At 51.5% G+C, this 23033-nt stretch carries 18 protein-coding genes, 1 tRNA gene and 1 pseudogene; 16 read left to right on the top strand and 4 right to left on the bottom strand.

The genetic code is table 11. The annotated features are described in order from the left end of the window. Positions 1 to 63: 63 nt before the first annotated feature. The 14 genes and pseudogenes from C1N64_RS14960 to C1N64_RS14895 form a co-directional block, all read left to right on the top strand. Positions 64 to 890 (top strand): annotated as a pseudogene (locus C1N64_RS14960) (RHS repeat domain-containing protein); the annotation flags it as partial. A 42-nt stretch (positions 891 to 932) separates the two neighbouring features. Beyond that, positions 933 to 1301: a hypothetical protein gene (locus C1N64_RS14955; protein ID WP_367144049.1), complete on the top strand. Its 369-nt coding sequence runs from the start codon at positions 933 to 935 to the stop codon at positions 1299 to 1301. Continuing rightward, positions 1298 to 1561 (top strand): hypothetical protein, encoded by a 264-nt coding sequence (locus C1N64_RS14950; protein ID WP_367143909.1) that lies wholly within the window; start codon positions 1298 to 1300, stop codon positions 1559 to 1561. The genes C1N64_RS14955 and C1N64_RS14950 overlap by 4 nt, the downstream gene beginning before the upstream one ends. A gap of 1207 nt (positions 1562 to 2768) precedes the next feature. Continuing rightward, positions 2769 to 2894, top strand: coding sequence for a PTS sugar transporter subunit IIB (locus tag C1N64_RS14945; protein WP_269750923.1), 126 nt, complete (start codon positions 2769 to 2771; stop codon positions 2892 to 2894). Between the two features lie 551 nt (positions 2895 to 3445). Beyond that, positions 3446 to 3934 (top strand): Hsp20 family protein, encoded by a 489-nt coding sequence (locus C1N64_RS14940; protein ID WP_033742122.1) that lies wholly within the window; start codon positions 3446 to 3448, stop codon positions 3932 to 3934. An 83-nt stretch (positions 3935 to 4017) separates the two neighbouring features. Next, complete coding sequence (locus tag C1N64_RS14935; RefSeq protein WP_033742120.1) at positions 4018 to 4314, top strand: hypothetical protein; 297 nt, start codon at positions 4018 to 4020, stop codon at positions 4312 to 4314. Between the two features lie 249 nt (positions 4315 to 4563). Beyond that, positions 4564 to 5367: an ABC transporter ATP-binding protein gene (locus tag C1N64_RS14930; protein ID WP_394514914.1), complete on the top strand. Its 804-nt coding sequence runs from the start codon at positions 4564 to 4566 to the stop codon at positions 5365 to 5367. Between the two features lie 49 nt (positions 5368 to 5416). Beyond that, a complete protein-coding gene (locus tag C1N64_RS14925) occupies positions 5417 to 6331 on the top strand; it encodes an ABC transporter substrate-binding protein (protein WP_367144010.1) in 915 nt (304 codons plus the stop codon). Between the two features lie 29 nt (positions 6332 to 6360). Further along, positions 6361 to 7335 (top strand): FecCD family ABC transporter permease, encoded by a 975-nt coding sequence (locus C1N64_RS14920; RefSeq protein WP_367143911.1) that lies wholly within the window; start codon positions 6361 to 6363, stop codon positions 7333 to 7335. Between the two features lie 311 nt (positions 7336 to 7646). Then, complete coding sequence (locus C1N64_RS14915; protein ID WP_367143912.1) at positions 7647 to 9860, top strand: type VI secretion system Vgr family protein; 2214 nt, start codon at positions 7647 to 7649, stop codon at positions 9858 to 9860. A gap of 12 nt (positions 9861 to 9872) precedes the next feature. Further along, a complete protein-coding gene (locus C1N64_RS14910) occupies positions 9873 to 11423 on the top strand; it encodes a hypothetical protein (protein ID WP_394514913.1) in 1551 nt (516 codons plus the stop codon). Beyond that, positions 11420 to 11548 carry a hypothetical protein gene (locus tag C1N64_RS14905; protein ID WP_096010432.1) on the top strand — a complete coding sequence of 43 codons (129 nt, stop codon included), beginning with the start codon at positions 11420 to 11422 and terminating at the stop codon, positions 11546 to 11548. The genes C1N64_RS14910 and C1N64_RS14905 overlap by 4 nt, the downstream gene beginning before the upstream one ends. 10 nt (positions 11549 to 11558) lie before the next feature. Beyond that, the gene (locus C1N64_RS14900) at positions 11559 to 15671 is read left to right on the top strand and encodes an RHS repeat-associated core domain-containing protein (RefSeq protein WP_394514912.1); all 4113 of its coding nucleotides are present in this window, start codon (positions 11559 to 11561) and stop codon (positions 15669 to 15671) included. Next, the gene (locus C1N64_RS14895) at positions 15665 to 16417 is read left to right on the top strand and encodes a macro domain-containing protein (RefSeq protein WP_054687633.1); all 753 of its coding nucleotides are present in this window, start codon (positions 15665 to 15667) and stop codon (positions 16415 to 16417) included. Before C1N64_RS14900 ends, C1N64_RS14895 begins: the two co-directional genes overlap by 7 nt. 351 nt (positions 16418 to 16768) lie before the next feature. On the opposite strand, the gene C1N64_RS14890 is transcribed toward C1N64_RS14895, so the two are convergent. Further along, a complete protein-coding gene (locus C1N64_RS14890; RefSeq protein ID WP_054687634.1) occupies positions 16769 to 18007 on the bottom strand; it encodes an MFS transporter in 1239 nt (412 codons plus the stop codon). Positions 18008 to 18681: 674 nt separating this feature from the next. On the opposite strand from C1N64_RS14890, the gene hemH reads away from it, so the two are divergent. Then, positions 18682 to 19644, top strand: coding sequence for a ferrochelatase (hemH, locus tag C1N64_RS14885; protein WP_006119604.1), 963 nt, complete (start codon positions 18682 to 18684; stop codon positions 19642 to 19644). A 199-nt stretch (positions 19645 to 19843) separates the two neighbouring features. Here the strand turns inward: hemH and C1N64_RS14880 are convergent. The 3 genes from C1N64_RS14880 to C1N64_RS14870 all read right to left on the bottom strand — a co-directional run bounded on the left by C1N64_RS14880 (position 19844) and on the right by C1N64_RS14870 (position 21648). Then, positions 19844 to 19919 (bottom strand) — tRNA-Asn (locus tag C1N64_RS14880). A 112-nt stretch (positions 19920 to 20031) separates the two neighbouring features. Next, complete coding sequence (mtfA, locus tag C1N64_RS14875) at positions 20032 to 20799, bottom strand: DgsA anti-repressor MtfA (RefSeq protein ID WP_367143915.1); 768 nt, start codon at positions 20797 to 20799, stop codon at positions 20032 to 20034. A 165-nt stretch (positions 20800 to 20964) separates the two neighbouring features. Continuing rightward, a complete protein-coding gene (locus C1N64_RS14870) occupies positions 20965 to 21648 on the bottom strand; it encodes an ASCH domain-containing protein (RefSeq protein ID WP_033742103.1) in 684 nt (227 codons plus the stop codon). Positions 21649 to 22258: 610 nt separating this feature from the next. Here C1N64_RS14870 and C1N64_RS14865 point away from each other — a divergent pair. Beyond that, positions 22259 to 22963 (top strand): phosphohydrolase, encoded by a 705-nt coding sequence (locus C1N64_RS14865; protein WP_033742101.1) that lies wholly within the window; start codon positions 22259 to 22261, stop codon positions 22961 to 22963. Positions 22964 to 23033 lie beyond the last annotated feature (70 nt).

Raw genomic sequence — 23033 nt, 5'->3', positions numbered from 1 at the left:
TAAAACCATCTGTTTTATGGTTATTGATTTTTGGGAGTATTGGGGATGTCGTATTAATGGTAGTCCACTAATCGGCTATTTTCTCAGGATGGCGCGCAGCCTGGTAAAGGGGACAGGTGCTGGGACGGTGCAGGCAACCCGCTGGATCGCCATGCCGCTTCCCACGTCATGCATAACCGCGTGACCGAACAGAACGGGATTCGCTGGCAGTACGATATTCATGGCCGCACCACTGAGAAGGATGACGGCCAGACCCGCTGGCGCTACCTTTACGATGGTGAGCATCGTCTGACGGATGTCATCAGCGAGCCGCGTGATCGCAATAAGCCACGCAACAAAGTGAGCTTCCGTTACGATCCGCTGGGCCGACGCATCAGTAAAACCTGCCAACAATCATTACAGGGTAAGCCGTCTGGTCATGCTGTCACAACGCGGTTTGTGTGGGAAGGTTACCGTCTGCTGCAGGAAATCCACGACGATATTCCGCTGATCTATGTGTACAGCGACAGCCAGATCTATGAGCCACTGGCCCGTATTGATGGCGTGGAAAGTCCGGAGATATTCTGGTTCCACTGCGCCGCAAATGGCACGCCCGAGCGACTGACCGACGTTGAAGGCCAGAAGAACTGGGAAGGTGTGAACAGCCCGTGGGGCAAACTGCTGCGCGAATCGAATCAGCGAATTCCGGTGGTAGAGCAGAACCTGCGTATGCAGGGCCAGTACCTGGACCGCGAAACGGGGCTTCACTATAATTTGTTCCGTTATTATGACCCGGACAGCGGCCGTTTTACCCAGCATGACCCGATAGGGCTGGCGGGGGGATTAACCTTTACCAGTATGCGCCGAATGCGCTGGGATGGGTGGATCCGTGGGGGTTGAGTAGGTGTTCATTAGATAAAACGCCAATAACGCGAAATTCAGCCAGAAAACTATTGAGAAGTCGCGGATTAAATAAGCAAATTCAGCATGACACTATCAATAGTTTTGATGATCAGATTTATGCATCCAGAGTAAAGTCTGGAGATGTGTTCACTATTACAGAGCATACACCAGGTAGTGCCTCACAAGTATATGTCACAAGAGGAAGTGCAGGTGCCACCCCAGCGGCAAGACGTGCAAACTTGGCTTTGCCACCGAATAACTCAGCAACTTATGAAGGTAAGGTAGCCCTGACCAGACCTCAAGTTCTTCTTGAAGGTAAAGTTGCGCCTCAACTGCAATGGGGGGCAGATAAGGTCGGTGGCGGATGGCAAATAGTAACTGCCGGCGGTAGATATTCAGGAGCGACAGAATCATTATGAATTTAGAAGAAGTTGGCAAAAAAATATGTGATATATTAGCTTCATCTGCTTATCTTGATGAATCCAATGACATTAAAGATCTAATGATTAAAGTTTTAATGTTGGATAAAAATGATCCTTTAAGAATGATGGCGATAGATAGTTTAATATCACGATGTCATCCTAAATGGCTTGGGGACTATTATGTTAACAACATTACTTATAAACAATGGACCGATCTTATTACTGAATTTAAGAATAAGCTAAATAAAGAAAAATAAATCATGGCCGGAAGTGATCCCAGAGATCTCTCCGGTTTTTCTTTTTAGTTACCCGGTGTCAGGATCAGGCAGCCCTGTCCCAACTTTATGCTGAACCCGGATTAGTTGCACACCAAGCTGCAAGAACGGACATCCTGTCCGTTGGATAACTGATGTAAGATTTTTATAATTGAGAAATTGACTATGAACAAGCATGAGTTAATGGCTGAAATAGATAAGGCATCTTCTTACATAGATCAAGTTATGAATAACGAAAATAAAGGGGGGTGAAGGTCTTTATTGATGAGTTAAAGTCACTTAAAGTTATAAATAACAGTCTTATGAATAATCCTTTAAGAGGCTTTCCCCGGCGCTATGCTGAGATGTATAACGATTACCTCCATACAATAATGGATGTAATGAACAAAAGTGAAAAGTCTGTCGATGTATATTTGACTAGCAACTAATTCTTGCTTTGGTATTAATGGCGTTGACTTACTGAAAGCGATAGGCGAATCCTTGGGTTGCGCCTTTTTCTTTTTAGATTGCTGTATACTTAGTGTCGAAATGGTGATTTTAGTTTTACTACAGGTGAGGAGATGAAATTAGGAAGCAGTTATTTAATGTTTAGCAGCGATAATGGAATTGATGCAATTTAATTTAAATAATTCATCGCTTTTAAGGTGGATGATATGATGAATTTCATAAAGGTAAAAAAGCCTGGGAAGTTATTAAAAGCATACGGAATAAAAAGCTACTACAGTTGTCGGGAATAGCTGGGCAAAGTGTCATATCATTTGTCGTTGTCTAATACCTCGTAGCTCTGGCACGACGAACTGGCGTGTGAGTATGTTGCGCTGGGCAACTGCACAGCCCTTCCTCGGGTGCCAGTCTTTTGCATTTAAAAATCATCAACGCGCTGGCAAGTCAGATTGTCGATGATGATTTCTGGCACGCCTTATTTTCGCTCGAAAACAAGGATGCCCTTTTCCAGTTTATGGTGCAACGAATTCAGTTTTAGGAGGAAGCATGAATATTGTAGGCGTCACATCCTGTATTGCCGGGTTAGCGCATACACCGATGGCAGCGAAATCGCTTTAGAAAGCGGGAAGAAAGCTGGGCCATCAGGTGCATATCCAACAGCAAGGGACGATGGGGATGATCGATAAATTCACTCTGGAATATATCACGGAGACAGACTTCGTGCTGAATGCGGCGGATCGCTCAATTGAAGAATGAGGAGCGTTTTGCCGGTAAAACCATCATCCGGGTGAAAATCAGCCAGTGCGTGGGGCATGCCGCTGTGGTGACTGCTAAATGTGTGGCGGCTGTCGAGGCGCGCCGTAATCCCTGATATTGGTGACACTATGAAAAAACGATGGTCAATATCAAAAACCATTTAATGACAGGCATCTCTTTTGCTCTGCCCGTCATTACTGCTGGCTGAATATAATGGCTACATCTTACGCAGGATATCGGTTTCAAAATCATTGGATTAATGAATTACCTGTCAGGTGTTTACGTTGCCTGTTCAATCTCCGGAAAGCGGTCTGGCGTCGGATTTCTGAGAATCTTACTGGCTGGGTACTTCAGTATTACGCAAGATTCGTATTATCGCTTCTGCCGCCTCGTCTGCACCGCCCATCATTATGCCGTTTATTACCGCTGAGTTGCATGCCATAGTGATGCTATTGATACACGTGTCCGGTTCAAATACCACTTCAGATCGGCGCTCAGAAAATATCAACGAAAAAGGCAAAACCATGTAGCCACTCACGCCCAAAAAAATTTCATTTTCCTCGCTTGAAATCCCACTAAATGATCCTATAAATGTCTGTGAGCAGCGGGGGAGGTCCCCACGCCGATGAGCTTTTGAATGAACCATTAATTCAGGAGGTTATCACTATGGCATTACGTAATTTTCCCGTATTTCCTTCTATCGCAGATTCTGCCTTTTCAGACCGGTTTAACCGTATCGACAGGCTGTTCAGCCAGTTGACCGGTGATGCGCCCGTGTCGGTTTCTCCCTCTTACGACCTGAAGCAGGTTGATAACGAACACTACGAACTGACCGTCAGCGTGCCGGGCTGGAAAGAAAGCGAGCTCGAAATCGAAGTGGCAGGCGGTCGTCTGACCGTGACTGGACAGAAAGAGGAGGTCAGCGATAACGATACGGAAAAAGAAGGGCAGAACAGCGGTTGGCTGCACCGTGGTATCAGTCGTTCAGACTTCCGTCTGAGCTACAGCGTGCCGGAGCATATGAAAGTGACCACTGCACGCCTGCAGGACGGTTTGCTGCGCGTCGGCCTGCACCATGAAATACCGGAAAGCGAGAAGCCTCGTCGCATTCCGATCGAACACCGTACGGCGGAAGCCATTGAACATCAGGCCTAATGGCAGGTTAACGAAAAAGCGGAGGGCGCTGACGGCGTTCTCCGCGCTTTGTCATCAAGGTGCCAGAGAATCAGGAGGCGGTAATGAAAGTCATCAGCGTGCCCGAAGATCGTGCTCTTTATCCCAAACTGGTTGGCGAAACCGTAATGGCGGCAAAGTTACAGTTAGGCCGCACCCGGTTGTCGGTGAATTACAACAAAGTGCCTGGCGGTATCATGCCGGTGCTGGTGGTGGATTTCTACAACGAAAAAGGCAAGCTTTACTCCCTGCGTTACAACCTGCCGCCCGATACACCAGAGCGCACTGAACGTCGATTGTCGCTGTTAATGCGGCTTATTGAGAAAGAGGCCAGTGAGGAAAAGCTGGCTGAGGCGGTGTAAAACCGATAAGTGCAACCAAAACGAAGAGGAGGTGACGATGCTCAACACACTCATGCTACATACCTCGTTGGGTGCTGGCATGCTAGCGATGACGGCCAGCCTGTTTCACAACCGTTTTAAATAAGCCGTTTTTCGTTTTCTCTCGTCAGGGTGCCGACATCGCGGCACCCTGTTTCATTCGTGCCGGCCGCTTGTCTTTTTGTGCTTTAATTGTTATGTTATAACATATCTATTTGTAGGGTGAAAAACATGCCGTCGTCCAGAGCGTTACCTCAATCCGATTCTGTTTTGCAGGTCAACATTGCGCAGTTGAACCGAACGGACGGCGAACCGCTCTTGCATCACATTCACTTCAGCGTCAGAGAGGGAGAGCTGCTGGTCATCATCGGGCCAAACGGCAGTGGCAAGACGTCATTACTGCGGGCAATGTGCCGTGAGTTATCGTCACCGCCACAGGCGATTCAGCTTAACGGCGCATGTCTGGCAACGTTTTCACGGCAACAGCTTGCCACCTGCATAGCCGTGATGGCGCAGAATGATATGCCCGATCTCAGGCTGTCGGTTGAAGAGTACGTTGCGTTGGGCCGTATTCCGCATCTAGGCGCCTGCCCGGTAGGAGTAAATCAACGGATCGTCCACGAGTCCATTGATGAAACCGGTCTTTCAGCACTAAAAACACGCCCGCTGGCTGCGCTGTCCGGGGGAGAGCGACAACGTGCTGCACTGGCGCGCGTGCTGGCGCAAAAGCCGTTATTGATCTTACTGGATGAACCGACGAACCATCTTGATCCGCTGGCCCGCCAGCAGCTACTGGCACTCATTAAAAACAAAGGGATTACGGCAATAGCGGTACTGCATGACCTGTCCCTGATTGATACGTTTGCCGATCGTGTGCTTATCCTGTCGCAGGGCGAGCAAATTGTGTGTGATCACCCGTCGCACGCGCTGACGTCGCGCTATCTCCAGCCCGTGTTCGGCTTAAACAGCTTTACCGTAAAACATCCTGCCAGCGGTAAGCGCTTACGTATTTTTGAGGTGCCCGACTGTGCATGATGCATTGAGTAAAATCGGTTTTGCCGCGTTTCTGGCCGTGACGCCAGCCATGTGGGCCAGCGCAAGTGATTTTCCTGTCACCGTCGACAGTTGCGGCCAGCCCGTGACGTTCACCTCGCCGCCTGCGCGAGCCGTGATTAACGACCTCAATATGGCAGAAATGGCTTTTGCGCTGCATCTGCAGAACCGTATTGTCGGTCTCACCGGCATCAGTGGCTGGTACAAGATGACGCCGGCCTTTAAGCAGGCCATGGGATCCATCCCTGAGCTGGCACCGAAATATCCCTCACTGGAAACGTTGCTGGCCGCGAGCCCTGATTTCTTTTTTGCTGGCTGGAATTACGGGATGAAAGTGGGCGGTGACGTTACGCCTGCTTCACTGCGTCAGTACGGCATTAAAACCCTGGTGCTGAGTGAAAGCTGTATCTTTACGCAGAAGGACAAGCAGAAAGCGACGATGGATCTGCTCTATAACGACGAGATTAAACTGGGCAAAATTTTTGGCAAGCGGGCCGAGGCCGAGGCGCTGGTGACGGACTGGAAGCAGCAACTGCAGGCCTTACCTCAGCGTCCGGCTGACACGCCGCCTCGAAAAGTCTTCGTTTACGACTCAGGCGAAGATAAACCGTTCACCAGCGGAAAATATGCCATGCCGACCGCCATCATTGAGGCCGCCGGAGGTAAAAACGCGATGGAATCGCTGGAGATGAGCTGGGGCACCACCTCCTGGGAGAGCGTGGCGGCCACGCAGCCGGATTTTATTATCTTGCTGGACTATCAGACCGGCAGTGGGGCAGAGGCACTGCGCCACTTCCTGGAAAATCATCCGCTTATGAAGCTGACGCCTGCGGTGAAGCACCACCGCTACCTGGAGTTACAGTACGCTGAACTCACACCGGGGCCGGCCAATATTCAGGCCGTGGAGAAGCTGGCTCATGCGCTCTATTCGACGGATGCGCCGTGAATCGATTGCCGCATCGTTATTCAGGAATAATGAGTGCGTCCTGCCTGCTGCTGGCGATCCTGATGCTGATCAGCACGGCGGAAGGCACCGTGTCATTGTCTTTAACGCAGGTGCTGTCCGCACTCGACATGGCAGACGCGCCCGTCTCTGAAATGGTAACCCGAATCGTGATCGACCTACGGTTACCTCGCACGCTGCTGGCCGTGATGACGGGGGCTGGCCTGGCCATCGTCGGGGCATTGTTGCAAACCACCACCCGTAACGATTTAGCCGATCCGTTTTTATTTGGTCTGTCCTCTGGGGCCTCAGCCGGTGCTGTACTGGTGATTACCCGCTTTGGCGATCGGCTGTCGGCGTTAACCTTGCCCGTTGCCGCTTTCGCGGGTGGGCTGTTTTCAGCCGCCGCCGTCATGTTGCTTTTTCATTTCAAAAAGCAACGTTCAGCAGAGCACTTGATTCTCTGCGGGCTGGCCGTGTCATTTCTGTTTGGTGCGGTGACCAGCTATTTGATTTTTTCAGGCGACCAGCGCGCGGCCAGCTCGGTGATGTTCTGGTCACTGGGCGGGCTGGGATTAGCCAGCTGGCATAATCTGCCTTATGCACTGGTAAGTCTGGCACTACTGACAGGGTTTGTGGCGCTGCGCGGGCGGCAGTTGGATGGATTGCTGGCGGGCGAGCAAACCGCACTCTCGCTTGGTATTCACGTCAACCGGTTACGCATCGAGGTGTTTCTGTGCTGTGCGCTGGCAACCGCGTTGCTGGTGGCACTGACCGGCGTCATTGGCTTTGTCGGACTGATGGTGCCGCACCTGTGCCGACACGTAACGGGTGTGAAACACCGGTTGCTGATCCCACTGTGCGCTCTCTGGGGCGCCATTTTGTTGTGTGCTGGCGATATTGCCAGTCGGACGCTGCTGGCCCCGCAGGAGCTGCCCATCGGCATCATCACAGCGGGCATTGGGGGGATGTTTGTGATTGTCCAACTGACGCGCGCCCGACCCTGAATGCTGAAATCCGCCGCTAAGTAAGACCGGTTCACGGTGCCTGACTCAGTAAGGTAATTTCATTATTTCATTCCGAGACAGCTGGCCAATAATGGCGAGCGATCTTCTGCAATCAAGGTATTTCCACCGAGGATTGCCGGATTGCCTGGCTTTATTATGAATGTAATAGCTATTCACACTTCTTTGCATTCGGGTAACATATTAGCCATTGTCTTATTTACTTAAACAATTGATCCGATCCATCCTAAACCTTAAAACTAACGTACTCACGAAGTCCCGCGTGACTCCAGTCTGTCGTCAGGGTTCGATTTATGCTCAATCGCATTACTGTTCAGTTACCCGTTGAAGGCTTGCTGTTCTGGAAGCTATCTGGCCGAGAGGCCCTGTCTGAATCGTTTATCTTAACGCTTCAGGTTTTAGGGACCGATGCGCGTATCGAACGCAGCGCGTTGCTGGGTAAAGCCGCTACCGTAGTGGTGCCGACGCAAAGTCTGGCAAATCCACGTTACTTTAATGGCAAGATCACGCGGGTGGCGGTGAGCGCGGTAGAGATGTCAGGCACGCGTTATGCTGTTTACACGTTAACGCTTGAGCCAGATCTGTGGCCGATGAAACGTGACCGGAATCAGCGCATCTTTCAGGAGCAAACCGTTCCACAAATCGTGCAGACGTTACTCAGTGAGTATCAGGTTAACGTGGAAAATAACCTGTCGGGTAGCTATCGCAACTGGGATTACTGTGTTCAGTATCAGGAAAGCAGTTTTGATTTCATCAACCGACTGATGGAGCTGGAAGGCATTACCTGGCACGTTCGCCATGAGGCCGGTAAGCATACCATCGTGCTCACGGATGCCACTGCGCAGTACACGCCATTTAGTGGCTATGAAGTGATCCCCTATCATCAAACGCCTTCAGGCGGTTCCACCAGTGAAGAAGGGATAAGCCAGTGGGCCCTTACTGACAGCGTGACGCCGGGTTTATACAGTCTGGACGACTACGATTTTCGCAAACCTAACGCCTGGCTCTTCCAGGCACGACAAAATCCAACATCTCCTTCACCCGGCACCATTGATGTGTATGACTGGCCGGGGCGGTTTGTGGAACATGGTCATGGTGAATTTTATGCCCGCATCCGTCAGGAGCGTTGGCAGGTAGAGCATCAACAAACCCACGGCACCGCGACGGCAATGGGGATTGTGCCGGGCAGCACGTTCCAGCTCACCAATGCGGCCTTTTTCAGCGATGTCGGTGAATATCTGGTGACTGCTGCTGACTACCAGTTTGAGGAGAATCGCTACGCCAGTGGCCCGGACAGCCAGACGATTCATCGTACGGAGTTTAGCGTGATACCAGCGGGTGTGGTGTTTCGTCCTGAGCAGAAAACGCCGTGGCCGCGCACGGGCGGCCCGCAAACGGCGAAGGTGGTCGGGCCGAAAGGCGAAAGTATCTGGACCGATCGCTATGGTCGGGTCAAGGTTAAGTTTCACTGGGATCGGCTGGCAAAAGGTGACGATACCAGTTCCTGTTGGGTGCGTGTTTCCAGCGCGTGGGCGGGACAAGGTTTCGGCGGCGTGCAGATTCCACGCGTAGGCGACGAAGTGGTGGTCGACTTTATTAATGGCGACCCTGATCGGCCAATTATCACCGGTCGCGTCTATAACGAGGCCAGCATGCCGCCCTGGGCTTTGCCCGCTGCCGCTACGCAGATGGGATTCATGAGCCGCTCAAAGGATGGATCGCCTGACAATGCCAATGCGCTGCGTTTTGAAGATAAACCCGGCGAAGAGCAGCTCTGGTTGCATGCTGAACGTAATATGGATACCGAGGTTGAAAACGACGAAACCCATGATGTCGGCAGCAATCGCACCAAAACCGTTGGTAAAGACGAAACCAGCCATATCAAGCAGAACCGTACACGGACCGTGGATGGCAATGAAACCATCTCGGTTGGACAGGACCGCAGTAAAACCATCAGCGGCAATGAAACCACCACGGTTCAGCAAAATCGTACGGAAACGGTGAAAGGTAATGAAACGCTCAGCGTTGAGCAAAACCGCGATGAAACCATTACCGGAAACCATACCACGACGGTGAAAAGCAATAACACCGGCACAGTAGAAGGGAAGCAAACGCTAACGGTGATTCAGGATCGGACCCGTACGGTGCAGGGCAATGAAAAGGTTAGCGTGCAGCAAAACCGAACCGTGCAGGTGACGGGTAATCAGACACTCGACGTGACGGGTAATCGTCACGTCAGTGTCAACAGCAATGAGGCCCGTACCATTGCGCAAAAGCAGGATGTGACGATCGGCGCTGGGCGCACGCTCAGTATCACGGGGGGCGATACCCGCTTTACTCAAGGAAGCGTGGCCGACAGTGCCACGGATACGTTCCATATCAACGTCGGTGAGAGCGGGATTTTAATCAGCAATGGCAGCGTGCAAATTACGGCGGGCGGATCGACGATTACCATTAATGCCGCCGGTGTCATGGTGAATGGCAAAAAGATTGAACTCAATGCCTGACAGGGATGAGAAATGAGCACCGCAAAGAATCCCACTGAACGTGTTATGACTGAGCTGGAGCTGAGCTGGTTAACCGCCACGGAAAAGACCGACGCGGGTCTGTTTATCTGGCGCGTTCCAGCCGCAGGCGAATCACTACTTGATGCGTTCATCGCCCTTCAGCAGCATCCGGAGGGGCGTTCCGTACCCGATATATTCCTTGGTCTGTCTACGGCGTTTGAAACCGGTTATGGCTATAGCGATGCACTGTCGCGTGACTTTCTTGAACATTATGACGCCACGCCCGATGCGGCACATTGGGATGGCGATGTGTTGCTGCCCTGCTACACCATTGAACAGCTTTGCGGCCTGTTACAGGACTTCGCCGATCATTTTGCAGAGGATTTACGTTACCTGGTTCTGGTGCTTAAACCCGCTGTCGTAAGTGACGAGAGTGCGTTGATGCGCTGGCTGAAACGCTGGCTGGCTTCCTCCGCGCCTGCGCCGCGTTTACTGCTGATTGATACGCTTGAACAACCGCTTTGGCAGCCACTTCATGACGCGCATCCTGATCGCGTCCAACTGATTGTCGATCAGGTCGATGGCATGAAGGTGATGCATCAAACCGCCCAGCAGCAAAGCGATCCTGATACCGATCGGGCATTGCTGCGGCGTTACCTTGCCGATGCGATGCTCTTGCTGGAAAAAGGGACCGCCCAGCAGGTCGCTGCGCGCGGCAGTCTGGCGTTAGGCATTGCACAGCGGCGAGGCTGGCCTGATCAACAGGCGATGTTGCATAACCTTATTGCGGGCGGCTGGCTGAAAGGCCAGGATCACAATAAGGCCGTCGACCACTATCGTGAGGCGCAAAACGCGTCCAGCAGCGTGGCGGACCCCGTTGTCAAAGGCCAGCTTCGAACGCAGAGTACGTTTGGCGAAGCCGGTGCCTGGTTTTCACGTAAAGAGTACGTTCGGGCGGCACAGTGCTACCGGCAGGCCGCGCGTGAGGCAGAGGTAATCCCCCATCCTGTGTTTGCGATTGAGGGCTGGCGCATGACTGGCTTCTGTTTATGGCTCGCCGGACAACGCCCGGCTGCCATGGAAGCCTATGGTAAGGCCGTGCGAGCCGCAGAGAATGTGCCGCTGGCCGAGCGGGGCGAAACCACGCTGCCGCTGGTCTTTCAGGATCTCCTGCGCAGTCACGATAAACGCCGCACAGAGGCGCTTGAAGCCTATGCATCTCGCTGGCAATCCGATAAACAGCGGCTTATTCAGCAGGCCGACGCGAACCTGCCGCCTGTGCCCACCCCATCGCAGGTCCGCCAAACTGACAGCCTGCTGCAACGCCAGCTCGAGGCAACCTTTTTACTTATTCGCGAGGAGCGGGAAACACTCATCCGCAATGGCGATGACAGTTTTCGCCGTGTCATCCACCTGGCCCGTGAAAAACTGCATCCGCAGTGGAATGGCTTACCTGACATCGCCCATCCTTTTGATGCCCCGCCGGGTGAATGGCAAAGCCTGCCTGCGTGGGGAAGCACTGAACCCTTAGCCACACAACCTGCAGGGAGCAACACATTGTGAAAAACCGCATCATCCTTATTGTCGTCGTCACGGTCCTGGCGCTGCTGTTCTTAAGCCTGTCCGATAGCGGGCTGGCGACGGAAGTCAGAACATTTTTGCGCGCGCTGCTGCGAGCCATTTTCTGAGGCCTGATTCATGCATTCCGGTGCGCACTTTGATCCGCAGCTAGGACTGGACATTCACACCTATCCCTGGCCTTTACCGACGCCTCACATCGGTATTGTGTTTGATGTGTTTGACTATCTGCCATTGATTGGCACTACGGTGCATGTTAACAGCATCAAACGGGCCAGCGCGGGAACGGGTGGAATGTCGATACATATCCCCGTTGGCGGCGTTTGGGTGCCGCCGTTGCGTGCGCCCGGCGGCCCACAGATTGAAGATGAGCTGTTTATGGGCAGTAAAACGGTTTCGGTGGATGGTGAACCGTTTTCCCGAATTGGCATGCCGGTACTGAGTTGCAATATTGTCGGTATGATTCCCCCGTTTCGCCTCAAGCGCGTCACTAAACCCAAACCGTTGTCCCTGACGCTACCGCTGACGTTCAACCTAGCCATCCCCAACAATGTCATCGTAGGCGGGCCACCAACAATCAATTTGATGGCGCTGCTGATGCGTGCCGGGTTGAGCGGTCTGGGAAAAGGGCTGAAGAAGTTCCGGAAGTCGGTGAAATGGCAAAATTTCATGAAACGCTTTGGCGACTACAGGCGCAAATTGTTTCGTAATATGGAGCCAGGGGTTCTCAAGTGTAAGGTTCTGCGAGCGGAACCGGTCGATATTCGGGATGGCAGCGTCAGTCTTGAACAGCAGGATTTCCTGTTGCCGGGCCGGCTGCCGCTGGCCTGGCATCGGACGTATTCGTCGGCCGATGTTGAAACGGCAGGACTTTGTGGCTATGGCTGGCTGACACCCGCGGATATCCGGCTGGAAATCCTGACTGAAGAGGGCATTGCGCTCTTTATTCAGCCTGACGGGATGACGCTTTTTGCCGCCCTGCCACAGGAAGACGGACGTAAACATGCTGTCATGGGGTTGCCGGATGGCAGCCGCCTGTGGCGAGACAGCGCCCAGGGCCAGGTGACCTGGTGCGTTGAGCAGGAAGCGGGGATCCTGTGGCATTTCACCGGTGCCGATGGGCGGTTACCGATACAGCAATTATCCGATCGTAACGGAAACGGCTGGGCCTTTGAATGGCAGGACGAGATGCTGATTCGGCTTCGCGAATTCAGCCTTAACGGGTTGACCGGACGAGAGGTCCTTGTCACTCATGATAAGGGCCGCCTGAGTAGCTTACGCCTGCACAATGCGCTGGACGGTGACATCACGCCGCTGACGCGCTACGAATATCATGCCAATGGTCAACTTAGCGCCGAAATTGATGCGCTATCGCATCCCCGGCGTTTTGACTATCAACAGTTTTATCTGGTCAGTCACTTTGACCGAAACGGCCAGGGATTTCATTACCAGTACAATCAGGACTGGCGCGTCATTCACGCCTGGGGTGACGGCGGCGTCTGGGACTACCACTTCGCTTACGAACCGCTGCTCAATGAGGTTGAAGTAACGGATTCACTGGGCCACCTCTCACGTATTACGTTTGACGACAATGGTCTGCCGATTGCCGAAATCGATCCTTGTGGCGTGAATACGGTATTTCGTTACGACGACTTTGGTCGAACGGTAGAAGTGATTGAACCGGATGGCAGCATTCATCAATGGGATTATGATGCGCAGGGCCGCATGGTCGCTGAGCATTTACCCGACGGCAGCATGGTGCAGGCCGTTTACAATGAGGATGGCCTGCCGCTGGCGATCACCGATCAGAAAGGTGCGGTCTGGCACGCCGACTATGACAGCGGTGGCAACCTTATTGCCAGTCGCGATCCGGGCGGTGTGACGGCCCGTTATCAGTTCGATCGGCTTGGCCAACTGACCCAGGCGAATGAGCCGGGTGCACCGCAAACAGAGTATCGGTATGACCGCTTTGGTTTCCTGCTGGTGGTCAGCGTGGCAGGCGCGGGAGAGACGCGTTTCAGGCACAACGTACGTGGGAATTTACTGGAACGTGCTGATGCCAGTAACGGTGTGACCCGTTTTTACTGGGATTCGAAAGATCGCCTCATCGCCACGGTCGACCCGGCGGGTGGCGATGTCCGGATTGAGTATGACCGTGAAGATGAGCCTGTCACGTTTACCGATGAAGTGGGGCAGACCACGCGTTTTTACTATAACGGCACAGGCATGCTCACCGCCTGTGAAACGCCTGATGGTGCCCGGCTGGGTTATGAATACGATCCTGAGGACCGCCTGCTGGCCGTGATTAATCAATCTGGTCAACGCTGGCAGATGGAACGAGATGGGCTTGGACGTGTGACGGCCGAGCAGGATTATTGGGGACAAAAAACGCAGTACCGTTGGGACAAAGGCAGCCGCCTGGCCGCACGTTGCGATCCGCTCGGACGTGAGGTGCACTATGGCTACGATAAAGCCGGGCGCCTGAGTGAACGACGTAGCGGTGATACCTTACAGGCAACGTTCCACTATGATCCCTGCGGAAGGCTGGTGCTCTGCCAGAATCCCTGGCGGCGACTCAGCTGGCGCTACGATGACGCGGGACGGTTACTGACAGAAGATCAGGACGGCTTTCAACTTCGCTACCATTATGACGAGCAGGGACGTTTGCACGAGCGTGAAAGCGACAGTGGCCATCGGGTGGTTTATCGGTACGATGCGTATCAACGTTTACGCACCGTGCAACTCAACACTGATTCGCCGATCACCTTTGATTATGATGCCGCGGGACGGTGTATTCATGAACAGTTGCCAGAGGCATTGACGCGCACCCTGAATTACGACCACCAGGGACGGCTTACGTCACAGCAGGTACTACAAAATGATTTACCGCTGTTTGCCAGTGGCTTTGTCTATGACAAAAGCGGAAATATGACTGCGCGTCACGACAGCCAGTGGGGCAACGATCGCTATCGTTATGACCCTGTGGGCAGGCTGACGGCACATATCACCCCTGACGGGGCACTGCGAAAGTTTGTGCAGGATGCAACAGGTAGCCATTTGCAGACGCAAACCCGTGAGGTTAATGACCGCGCGGAAGGTTGGTTCCGGGAGGGCGTGCATCAGGGCGTTCGTTATGTTTATGATCGTGCCGGTGAGTTACGCCAGCGACGCCGAGTCGCGGGGACCTCGGGTGATCAGGATGAAAAAGAAGATTTCCTCTGGGATGAAAATCGACAACTGATTGCGGTGCGTAAAGGGAACCATCAGGTGCGCTATGGCTATGATGGGCTGGGCCGCCGGGTGTTTAAGCAAACCGACAGCGAAACGCGCTGGTTCTACTGGCAGGAGGACGCGCTGGTGGGCGAAACGCTCACCCGCACACATGAACCTCTGGCCGCGCAGAGTATCTTTGATACAGGCAGTCGCCTTAAGCGACAAAAAGCACAGGCTGCACTGTTCAGCACGATGCGGGAATACGTCTATTATCCCGGCACGTTTCGACCGCTGGCGTTTCTGACGCAACAGGGGGACAGTAAACAAAGCTGGCACTATCACTGCGATCCTAATGGCGCACCAGTCAGACTGACATCCGTTACTGGTGAGATTGTCTGGGCAGAAAAAACCGGTGTCTGGGGTGAAAAAGGCCAAATCTTTGCTGATCAGATCGAAAACCCCCTGCGTTTTCAGGGGCAGTATTTTGATGCCGAGACGGGGTTACATTATAACCGCTATCGGTATTATGACCCTGAGATTGCGGCGTATATCAGTCAGGATCCGATAGGGCTGGCGGGGGGGGTTACTCCCTATCGTTATGCTCCAAATCCATTTGTATGGAGTGATCCACTCGGGCTTACGACGGAGGAAATAAAAACTTTGTTCCATTTCACCGATTTGAAAGGAATGGAGGGTATTAAAAACAGTGGAGTTATCAGGCCTTCCACGGGCGGTGTTCATGCTCGTTTTGGAGATGGTCAGTATTTTACTAATGTTCACCCAGATAGGATTGGTGGGCGTACATTAAAAGATTTAGAAGACTCTGGTAAAATATCTTTGGGGCAACTTGCGGCTAACATTTATGGTGATGCAAGAAAGTCTGGTAGTATCACTCATTATGTTGAGATTGATGTGACAGGGTTGAATATAACTGAGCCGAGACCGGGTACTTTCTTAGTCAAGAATGACAAAGAACTTGATGTCTCGAACCGAATAGTGAGTAGTGGGAGTTCATGCTAGTGAGTAATAAAAGTTACTACCGTGCGGTTTCAGAATTTTTGAGGGGAGCCGGTGTTGTCTATACTGAATTCATCGGGGAAGTGGCAACCAGACAGATAAGCGTTTTTGAAGGGAATCATTACTCTTCATCTTCTGTCACTGACTGGCATGAAGATATCGGTTACTTACTCTATGATGGCAAAAAAAATGAGTTAGATTTATCTGATTCTGAAGAGATTACAGATGAAAATTTTGAAACCGAATGGAAAAAAACACTCGTCAATGAAGACCAAATAGCCTATATCCATCATCATAGTGGAGATGCATCAATACCATTTAAAGAATCAGTTATTATTTTGCACGTTGTGAATAACCTAGGAAAGTGGGGGAAAGGTTTTGTCCTTTCTTTGTCTAAAAGATATCCGTTGGCAAAAGAAAAATATTTGGCCTCTTCGCGAATTGGGTATAAGATGGGCGATGTGCAATTTATTGAAGTGGATACTCTTAATAGAGTATTTGTAGCGAATATGGTTGCACAGGAAGGAATAAAAAAATCCCAAAGAGACGCTAAAAGATACATTTCATATGAGGCTCTTGAAGAGTGTCTGGAAATTGCAAGTGACTATGCGTTGTGCAATAGATTAGAAGTTCAGATGCCAATGATCGGTGCAGGTCTGGGCGGCGGAGATTGGCAAGTTATTATTGATATTATAAAAGATAAACTGACTTATAAAAAAATACCCTGCCATATTCTAACTTTAGACTAGATGGCAAGAAAGGGCTTTTATCAGCCTTTTCTTTTTTCTCGCTTTTTCCTTTTAATTAAGGTTTTTTATGAGGGTTTAGTTTTCTTTTTCATGTGAAAAAAATAATATTACTCTAGTTCATAATGGCGAAATTTTAATAAGTCGTGCTACTTTGCTATGATTTATTCTGTGATAAATTTTCTTTTTTTGGTGAATTAGCTAAGTCATATTAAAACTAGAGCTGAAAATTAGATGTTAGATATAAATTGGAAAGAAACCTATAAAAAAATGCCGCTAATGCGGCAATTCTTAATTCTATGAGCATTATTATAAATAAATGTTCGGCTGGGTACACTTAAAATACCCCCTCACTCACACCACCGTCTCATTCTCAAGCTTCTGCCTTTTCCGCAGATTCGGAAAGAGCATCATCCAGAGCCCAACCACCACCAGTGTCCCGACGCCGCCAATGACGGCGGCGGGCACCGCGCCCATCCATGCCGCGAGCAGCCCGGATTCAAACTCACCCAATTGATTTGAGGTATTGATAAAGATAGCGTTAACCGCATTGACGCGGCCGCGCATCGTATCCGGTGTATCCAGCTGAACCAGTGCGCCACGGATCACCATGCTCACCATATCGAAACCGCCCAGTGCGGCCAGCGCCAGCAGAGAAAGCCACAGTTTTGTTGAGAGCGCAAACAGCAGCGTCGCCAGGCCAAAACCGGCCACGGAACCAAACATAATCATGCCGACATGTTTTTCCAGCTTATGACGGCTGAGCCAGACACCGACCAACAGGGCACCCACTGACGGCGCACCGCGTAACAGGCCAAGTCCCCATGGCCCGGTGTGCAGAATATCCTGGGCGAAGACAGGGAGCAGGGCGGTCGCCCCGCCCAGTAACACGGCGAACAGGTCGAGCGATATTACGCCCAGAACATCCTTGCGTTCGCGAATAAAGCGCACGCCCATAAACATGTTCGACAGCGTCATCGGCACACGTTCCTGAGGAGGGCGTTCATAACGTAAGCAACCCACCAGTATCAGCGAGAATAAATAAAACAGGGCTGAAACCCCGTAAACCACCTCGGGACCGGCTATATACAGCAGGCCACCCAGCGTTGGCCCGACGATCACCGCCGCCTGACCGCCAACAGAGCTGGCCGCCATGGCGCGCGCCAGAATCGGTGGCGGGACCAGCGCCGGCAACATAGAGGTAATGGCTGGCCATTCCAGGGCTTTCGCCAGCGAAATCAGAAAGACCAGCCCCCAGATTTCAAGTTTGTCTGCCCAGTGCAATAGCGTCAGCGCCACCAGGCCGAGCAGCGCGGCCCACTCAATCAGTTGGCCGATAACCACGATACGGCGGCGGTCGAACTGATCGGCCAGATGTCCTGCCGGCAACGCCAGAAGCACTGAGGGCAGAAACTGCATCAGGCCAATCATGCCTAACGCCATCGCGCTGTGGGTTATTGCATAGATTTGCCAGCTGACGGCCACGGAAAACATCTGAAAACCAAATGAAGAGCAGGTTCGGGCGAGCCAAAACGCCACAAATGACCTGTGTTGCAGCAGCGAGTCTTCGCCTGTTGAAACGCCTGTACGCATCCTGATTCCTGTCCCGAAAAGCCTCGCGGCAAAAGTGATTGCCTCAGTCTGATTGATGACCATGATGCAGTCTGGTTTTTTCTGACTAAAGCATGGCGATGTTACTGCCTGGCGGTCCGCGCGATATTCACGACATGGGCAGCGTCAGTCAGCATAGATAGAGCCCTAAATATTAGCATGCTCAATATTCAATTTAATAAATCAAAATATCGACAAGATGTGATTTTAACCTGCTGAATAATGGGGAATTGACGGATTACTTTTTATCATTCACCACAGAAAATGTACGAGCCGATCGGAAGGGACGCGACTTATCAGAGCTATTGGTCTTTCGTCGACGCAGCGATGATAAGATACGATCCAATGTTTTTTGACCGTCAGGCAAAGCCGTGTCAAAAAGCAAATAAAGGCGGGCTCGCAGGGCATAACGCTTTTTACGGCGTAAAAGACGTTAAAGCCCGCCTGACTGTTTCATCCATAGTCCGGGCTCATAAGGCGGCGTAAGACGTCAGCAAAGACGTTGGCAGGCTGACTCGACGTCGTCGCAGAAGTCTCCGCCAGGCCTTCGTTTCGCCGTCACTGACGCAAAAGGCGCAGACGGAGGAGATGATGTCCTTGAGTGTGCTACAGTGTTCAGGCACTTTTTTTCCTTGGGTTTTCAGAGGTCCCAGCTAATGACGAATAAACAGGGTGTTTTAATTGTTAACCTTGGAACACCAAAAGAACCCACGACTGCTGCGGTTAAAACATTTTTATCGAAATTTTTGCACGACTACAGAGTGGTCGATTTACCCCGGATCCTGTGGTGCCCGATCCTGCATGGCGTAATTATCCCGCTACGCGCCAAACGCGTCGCCAAATTGTACTCCTCTATCTGGATGGACGAAGGTTCACCGCTGATGGTCTACAGCGTCCGTCAGGCGCGCGCCCTGGAAGCGTTGACGGGCATGCCTGTTGAGCTGGGCATGAGTTATGGCGAGCCGAGCATCGGGGGCGCTATCGACAGGCTGCTGGCGAAAGGTGTCGATAAAATTATCGTTATTCCTTTGTATCCGCAGTTTTCCTCGTCCACCGTGTCATCCGTTTTCGACAGCGTGAGTCGTCACCTGCAGACGATGAAGAACCGCTACACACCGGCGATCAACTTCATCAACGACTATGCCGATCATCCTGCTTATATCGATGCGTTAAAAACGTCCGTGCTTGAATCGTTTGAGGCCAATGGCGTGCCAGATGCCTTACTGGTCTCCTATCACGGTATACCGGTCAGGTTTTCAAACGAAGGCGACAAATATCAGGAACGCTGTGCGTTAACGACGAAATTACTCACCGACGCCCTGAACATGCCTTCGCTAAAAGTAGTGATGACCTTCCAGTCACGTTTCGGCAGGGAACCCTGGTTGACGCCCTATACCGATGAAACCATTAAAAATCTGCCTGCGGAAGGCGTGAAAAGCCTGCAGGTAATCAGTCCGGGCTTTGCGGCAGACTGTCTGGAAACGCTGGAAGAACTGGATGAGCAGAACAGGGAAATCTTTATGCATGCGGGTGGGACATCCTTCACCTATATTCCTGCACTCAATGATAAACCTGTTCATATTGAGATGCTGCGCCAGCTGGCGGAGGGCGCGAAATAGCTGTGGTCCGTCACTTGTTAAAGACCGGTAGCGACAAAGCCAGAATGCGTTCATTCTGGCTTTGTGTTTTTATTAACCTGCAGCATTTTATGATGGCAGATTGCTAAATTTGGCCGTAAAGCAATGCGCGGAGAGAAGACAGAGAAAGGCGATCGGCTGAAAAGCAAAAAGCCTGCTCGTAAGCAGGCTTTTTTAATTCTGGCTCCTCTGACTGGACTCGAACCAGTGACATACGGATTAACAGTCCGCCGTTCTACCGACTGAACTACAGAGGAATCGTGTGAACGAGGCGAATAGTAACGAGGTCGGCTCAGGGTGTCAACAGTATAAAAGCGTTTAGCATTCAACTGGCTAGCTTTAAAGCAATGCGTCTGCAAAGCAGGCGATTTAGTCGTGGGCGGCTCCTGTTCTGCTTAACGGGTCCTGCTGATAAAAGTGCTGAAGATGACGGTACATGGCCGGGAAACGCTCCGCCAGCAGGGCCGGGGCCGTAAAAAAATACTCGGATAATACCGCGAAGCACTCTGCCGGATCGCTGGCGGCATAAGGATCGATGCTGGCGGCCTGCTCACCGACACTTTCCACTTCATGTTCAATCCCGGCCATCGCGCTACGCAAATCTTTTTCCCATTGGGCAACCTCACGTAGCGGCATCATTGGCACGCCGCTGGTATAACCGCTACCGCGCGCATCCAGTTTGTGCGCCACTTCATGAATGACCAGGTTGTAGCCGGAAAGATCGAAGGAGTCCTGAATATCCAGCCAGTTGAGTACGATTGGCCCTTGCGTCCAGCTTTGCCCGGCATGGACGGCGGGGGCCTGATGGACCAGGCCATGCTCATCCTGCCACAGGTCATCCACATTGAAAGGCTCGGGATAAATGAGCACTTCGTGAAAGCCGTCCAGCCAGTCGAGCCCCAGCTTCAGCACCGGCAGGCAGAACAGCAAAGCAATGCGCACGGTACGCAGCGTATCAAGCTGACAGCCTTCAAGCGGAACCAGTTTTTTTTGCTGCAGAAAATGCTGAGCCATGGCCTGCAGCGACTGACGTTCATCGTGGTTGAGGAGGGTAAAAATCGGCTGTGTCAGCCCGGCCTGCCAGGGCAGGTCAGTCAGATCCGTATTGCTGTGTGTTTTCCATGGCCATTTAAACATCGTTGGTTCCGCACTGAATGCTGCAATTGCAGAACCCTGAGCGACCAGACAGTAAAATGCCAGCATCAAAACGGCATGCTGGCATCGTCAGGCTTCAGGGATGAAGGAGCAATATTCAACCTGTTAGCAAGGAAATTGTCTGTGATTCAGCCCACAAAGCGCAGGCTAAGTTGATTCGCGCGTGGCACGCTCGAACTCAATAACCCAAACCCACGGGTTAACCTGCCAGCTGGTTGCCCCGTACTGTTTTTGCCAGGCTTTGCGATAGGCTTCTTTAGGCAGTTCAGAATTGACGTTCATGGTAAAGAAGTTGTTCAGGAAGTGCGAGTCGGTCTGCACACCTTCCGCCATAATGTCGTCTTCACTAATATCCTGAATCTGCTCTGCGCGCACATCCGTAATAATCAGGTCGATGCGGCTTGCCCAGCGCGGCATATGAATGGCTGTTTGCCAGCCAAACTGCTCGGCGTCCGGTCCGCCTGACGTATGTTGGCCCAGTTCATTGCTGTCCGCCCGGTACTGGCAAAAGTCCGGCGAGCGAAACGGGGTGGGATCGCGTTCATAATCCGCCAGCGCATGTTCAGGCACGATGGGGCCACGCCAGGTTTCGCGGACCCAGAGCTTGTCGCCAGGCATGCCGTAAGGACAATGATAACGAATGTCGTTCATGGCCATCATTTTGTCACCGTGCAGGTGATTAGCCTGCACATCAAAGGCATGTACCCCTTCATGATGATCCTGGCCTGGACCAAAAGCCTGCGTTTTCATTATGCGCCGGGTTTGGGTTTGTTGGCCAACCAGCAGGGCTCGGACCCGCTGTTCGGAAAAAAGAATCGGCCGCTCTTTCATGGATTACCTCTTTTTATTAGTCGATCCCGGTTACTGCTGAAACAAAAAGGGCACCTAAATGGTGGCAATATCATAAAAAATATAAATCATTATTCCTGATAATTGGCCACCGTGTGGTTCGCTCAGTTGTGATGATTTTTAATCCACCGGACAGGAGTGGATAAAAAATCATCAGCACTGCTGTTAACGCGTATTACCGGACATCTGATAGTGAGAATACAGTACGTTATATCGGCAAAAATAGGAACCTTTTCAGATTTATCCATCTATAATTTTCGCCGCTTTTATTGTTTTTTACATTTTTATTATGACATTAATTCCCTCACTCTGAGATAAAATAGCGCTGATTAATCATTATTAATATTAAACTATTCATCCTGCCTAAAACTGAATCAGTCAAGGCTGAAAAAGCAGCAAATGGCTGTTTTCCTGGTAGCAAATTGCCATAAAAATGATCAGCGTCTCATTTTTAAGAGGAATTTAAAGGTCCCGACCGGCTTTTTCCTTAGCGATGTAAAGAAAATGTCATTAGCCATTCGTTATGATGACAAAGCCTATACGCGTAACAGGTCGTCAATTGAGACGAAAATAACCCTTACAGGAAAAGATTATGTCACTTGCACTTTGGCAGGCTCGCTATGAAACCTGGTTTGAAAAAAACTGGATTCATGATGATGGCGCACACGATATTGCGCATTTACGTCGGGTCTGGATGAGCGCGCAGCGCATTATGGCAGGTACATCTGCCGACCCCCTGATCGTCCTGACTGCCTGCTACTTTCATGACGTGGTGAACTTACCGAAAAACCATCCTGAACGTCATAAGGCTTCCACTTACGCCGCCAGCGAAACGCAGCGTATCCTGCAGCAGGACTTTACGGATTTTCCTGCCGAATTAATCGCTGGAGTGATGCACGCGGTTCAGGCACACAGTTTTAGCGCGGCCATCACGCCCGAAACCCCTGAAGCGAAAATCGTTCAGGATGCCGATCGGCTGGAATCGCTGGGTGCAATCGGGCTGGCCCGGGTGTTTTACACGGCCGGTACGATGAACCGTCCTCTGTTCAACAGTGAAGACCCGCTGGGGAAAGCGCGTGAACTTAATGATGTGAAATGGACACTGGATCACTTTCAAACCAAGCTGTTACGGTTGCCTGAAACGATGCAAACCGAAGCAGGGCGGAGACTCGCAGAACACAACGCGGACTTCCTGGTACGCTATATGGCCAAGTTGTGTGCTGAGCTGCAGGGTAATCTGGTTAGTCTGGATGAGGCAGTACTTCGTGATTTTAGTCCCTTACACGCTGAATATTAAATTTTTATGACAGTATAGGAATCGATACAGTCATCCGGTAGCGTGGAAGCAATAACAAAAAAGGAGTGAG

The sequence above is a fragment of the Pantoea sp. SGAir0215 genome, from assembly GCF_043543215.1.
This window is presented reverse-complemented; position numbering and strand designations above follow the sequence as displayed.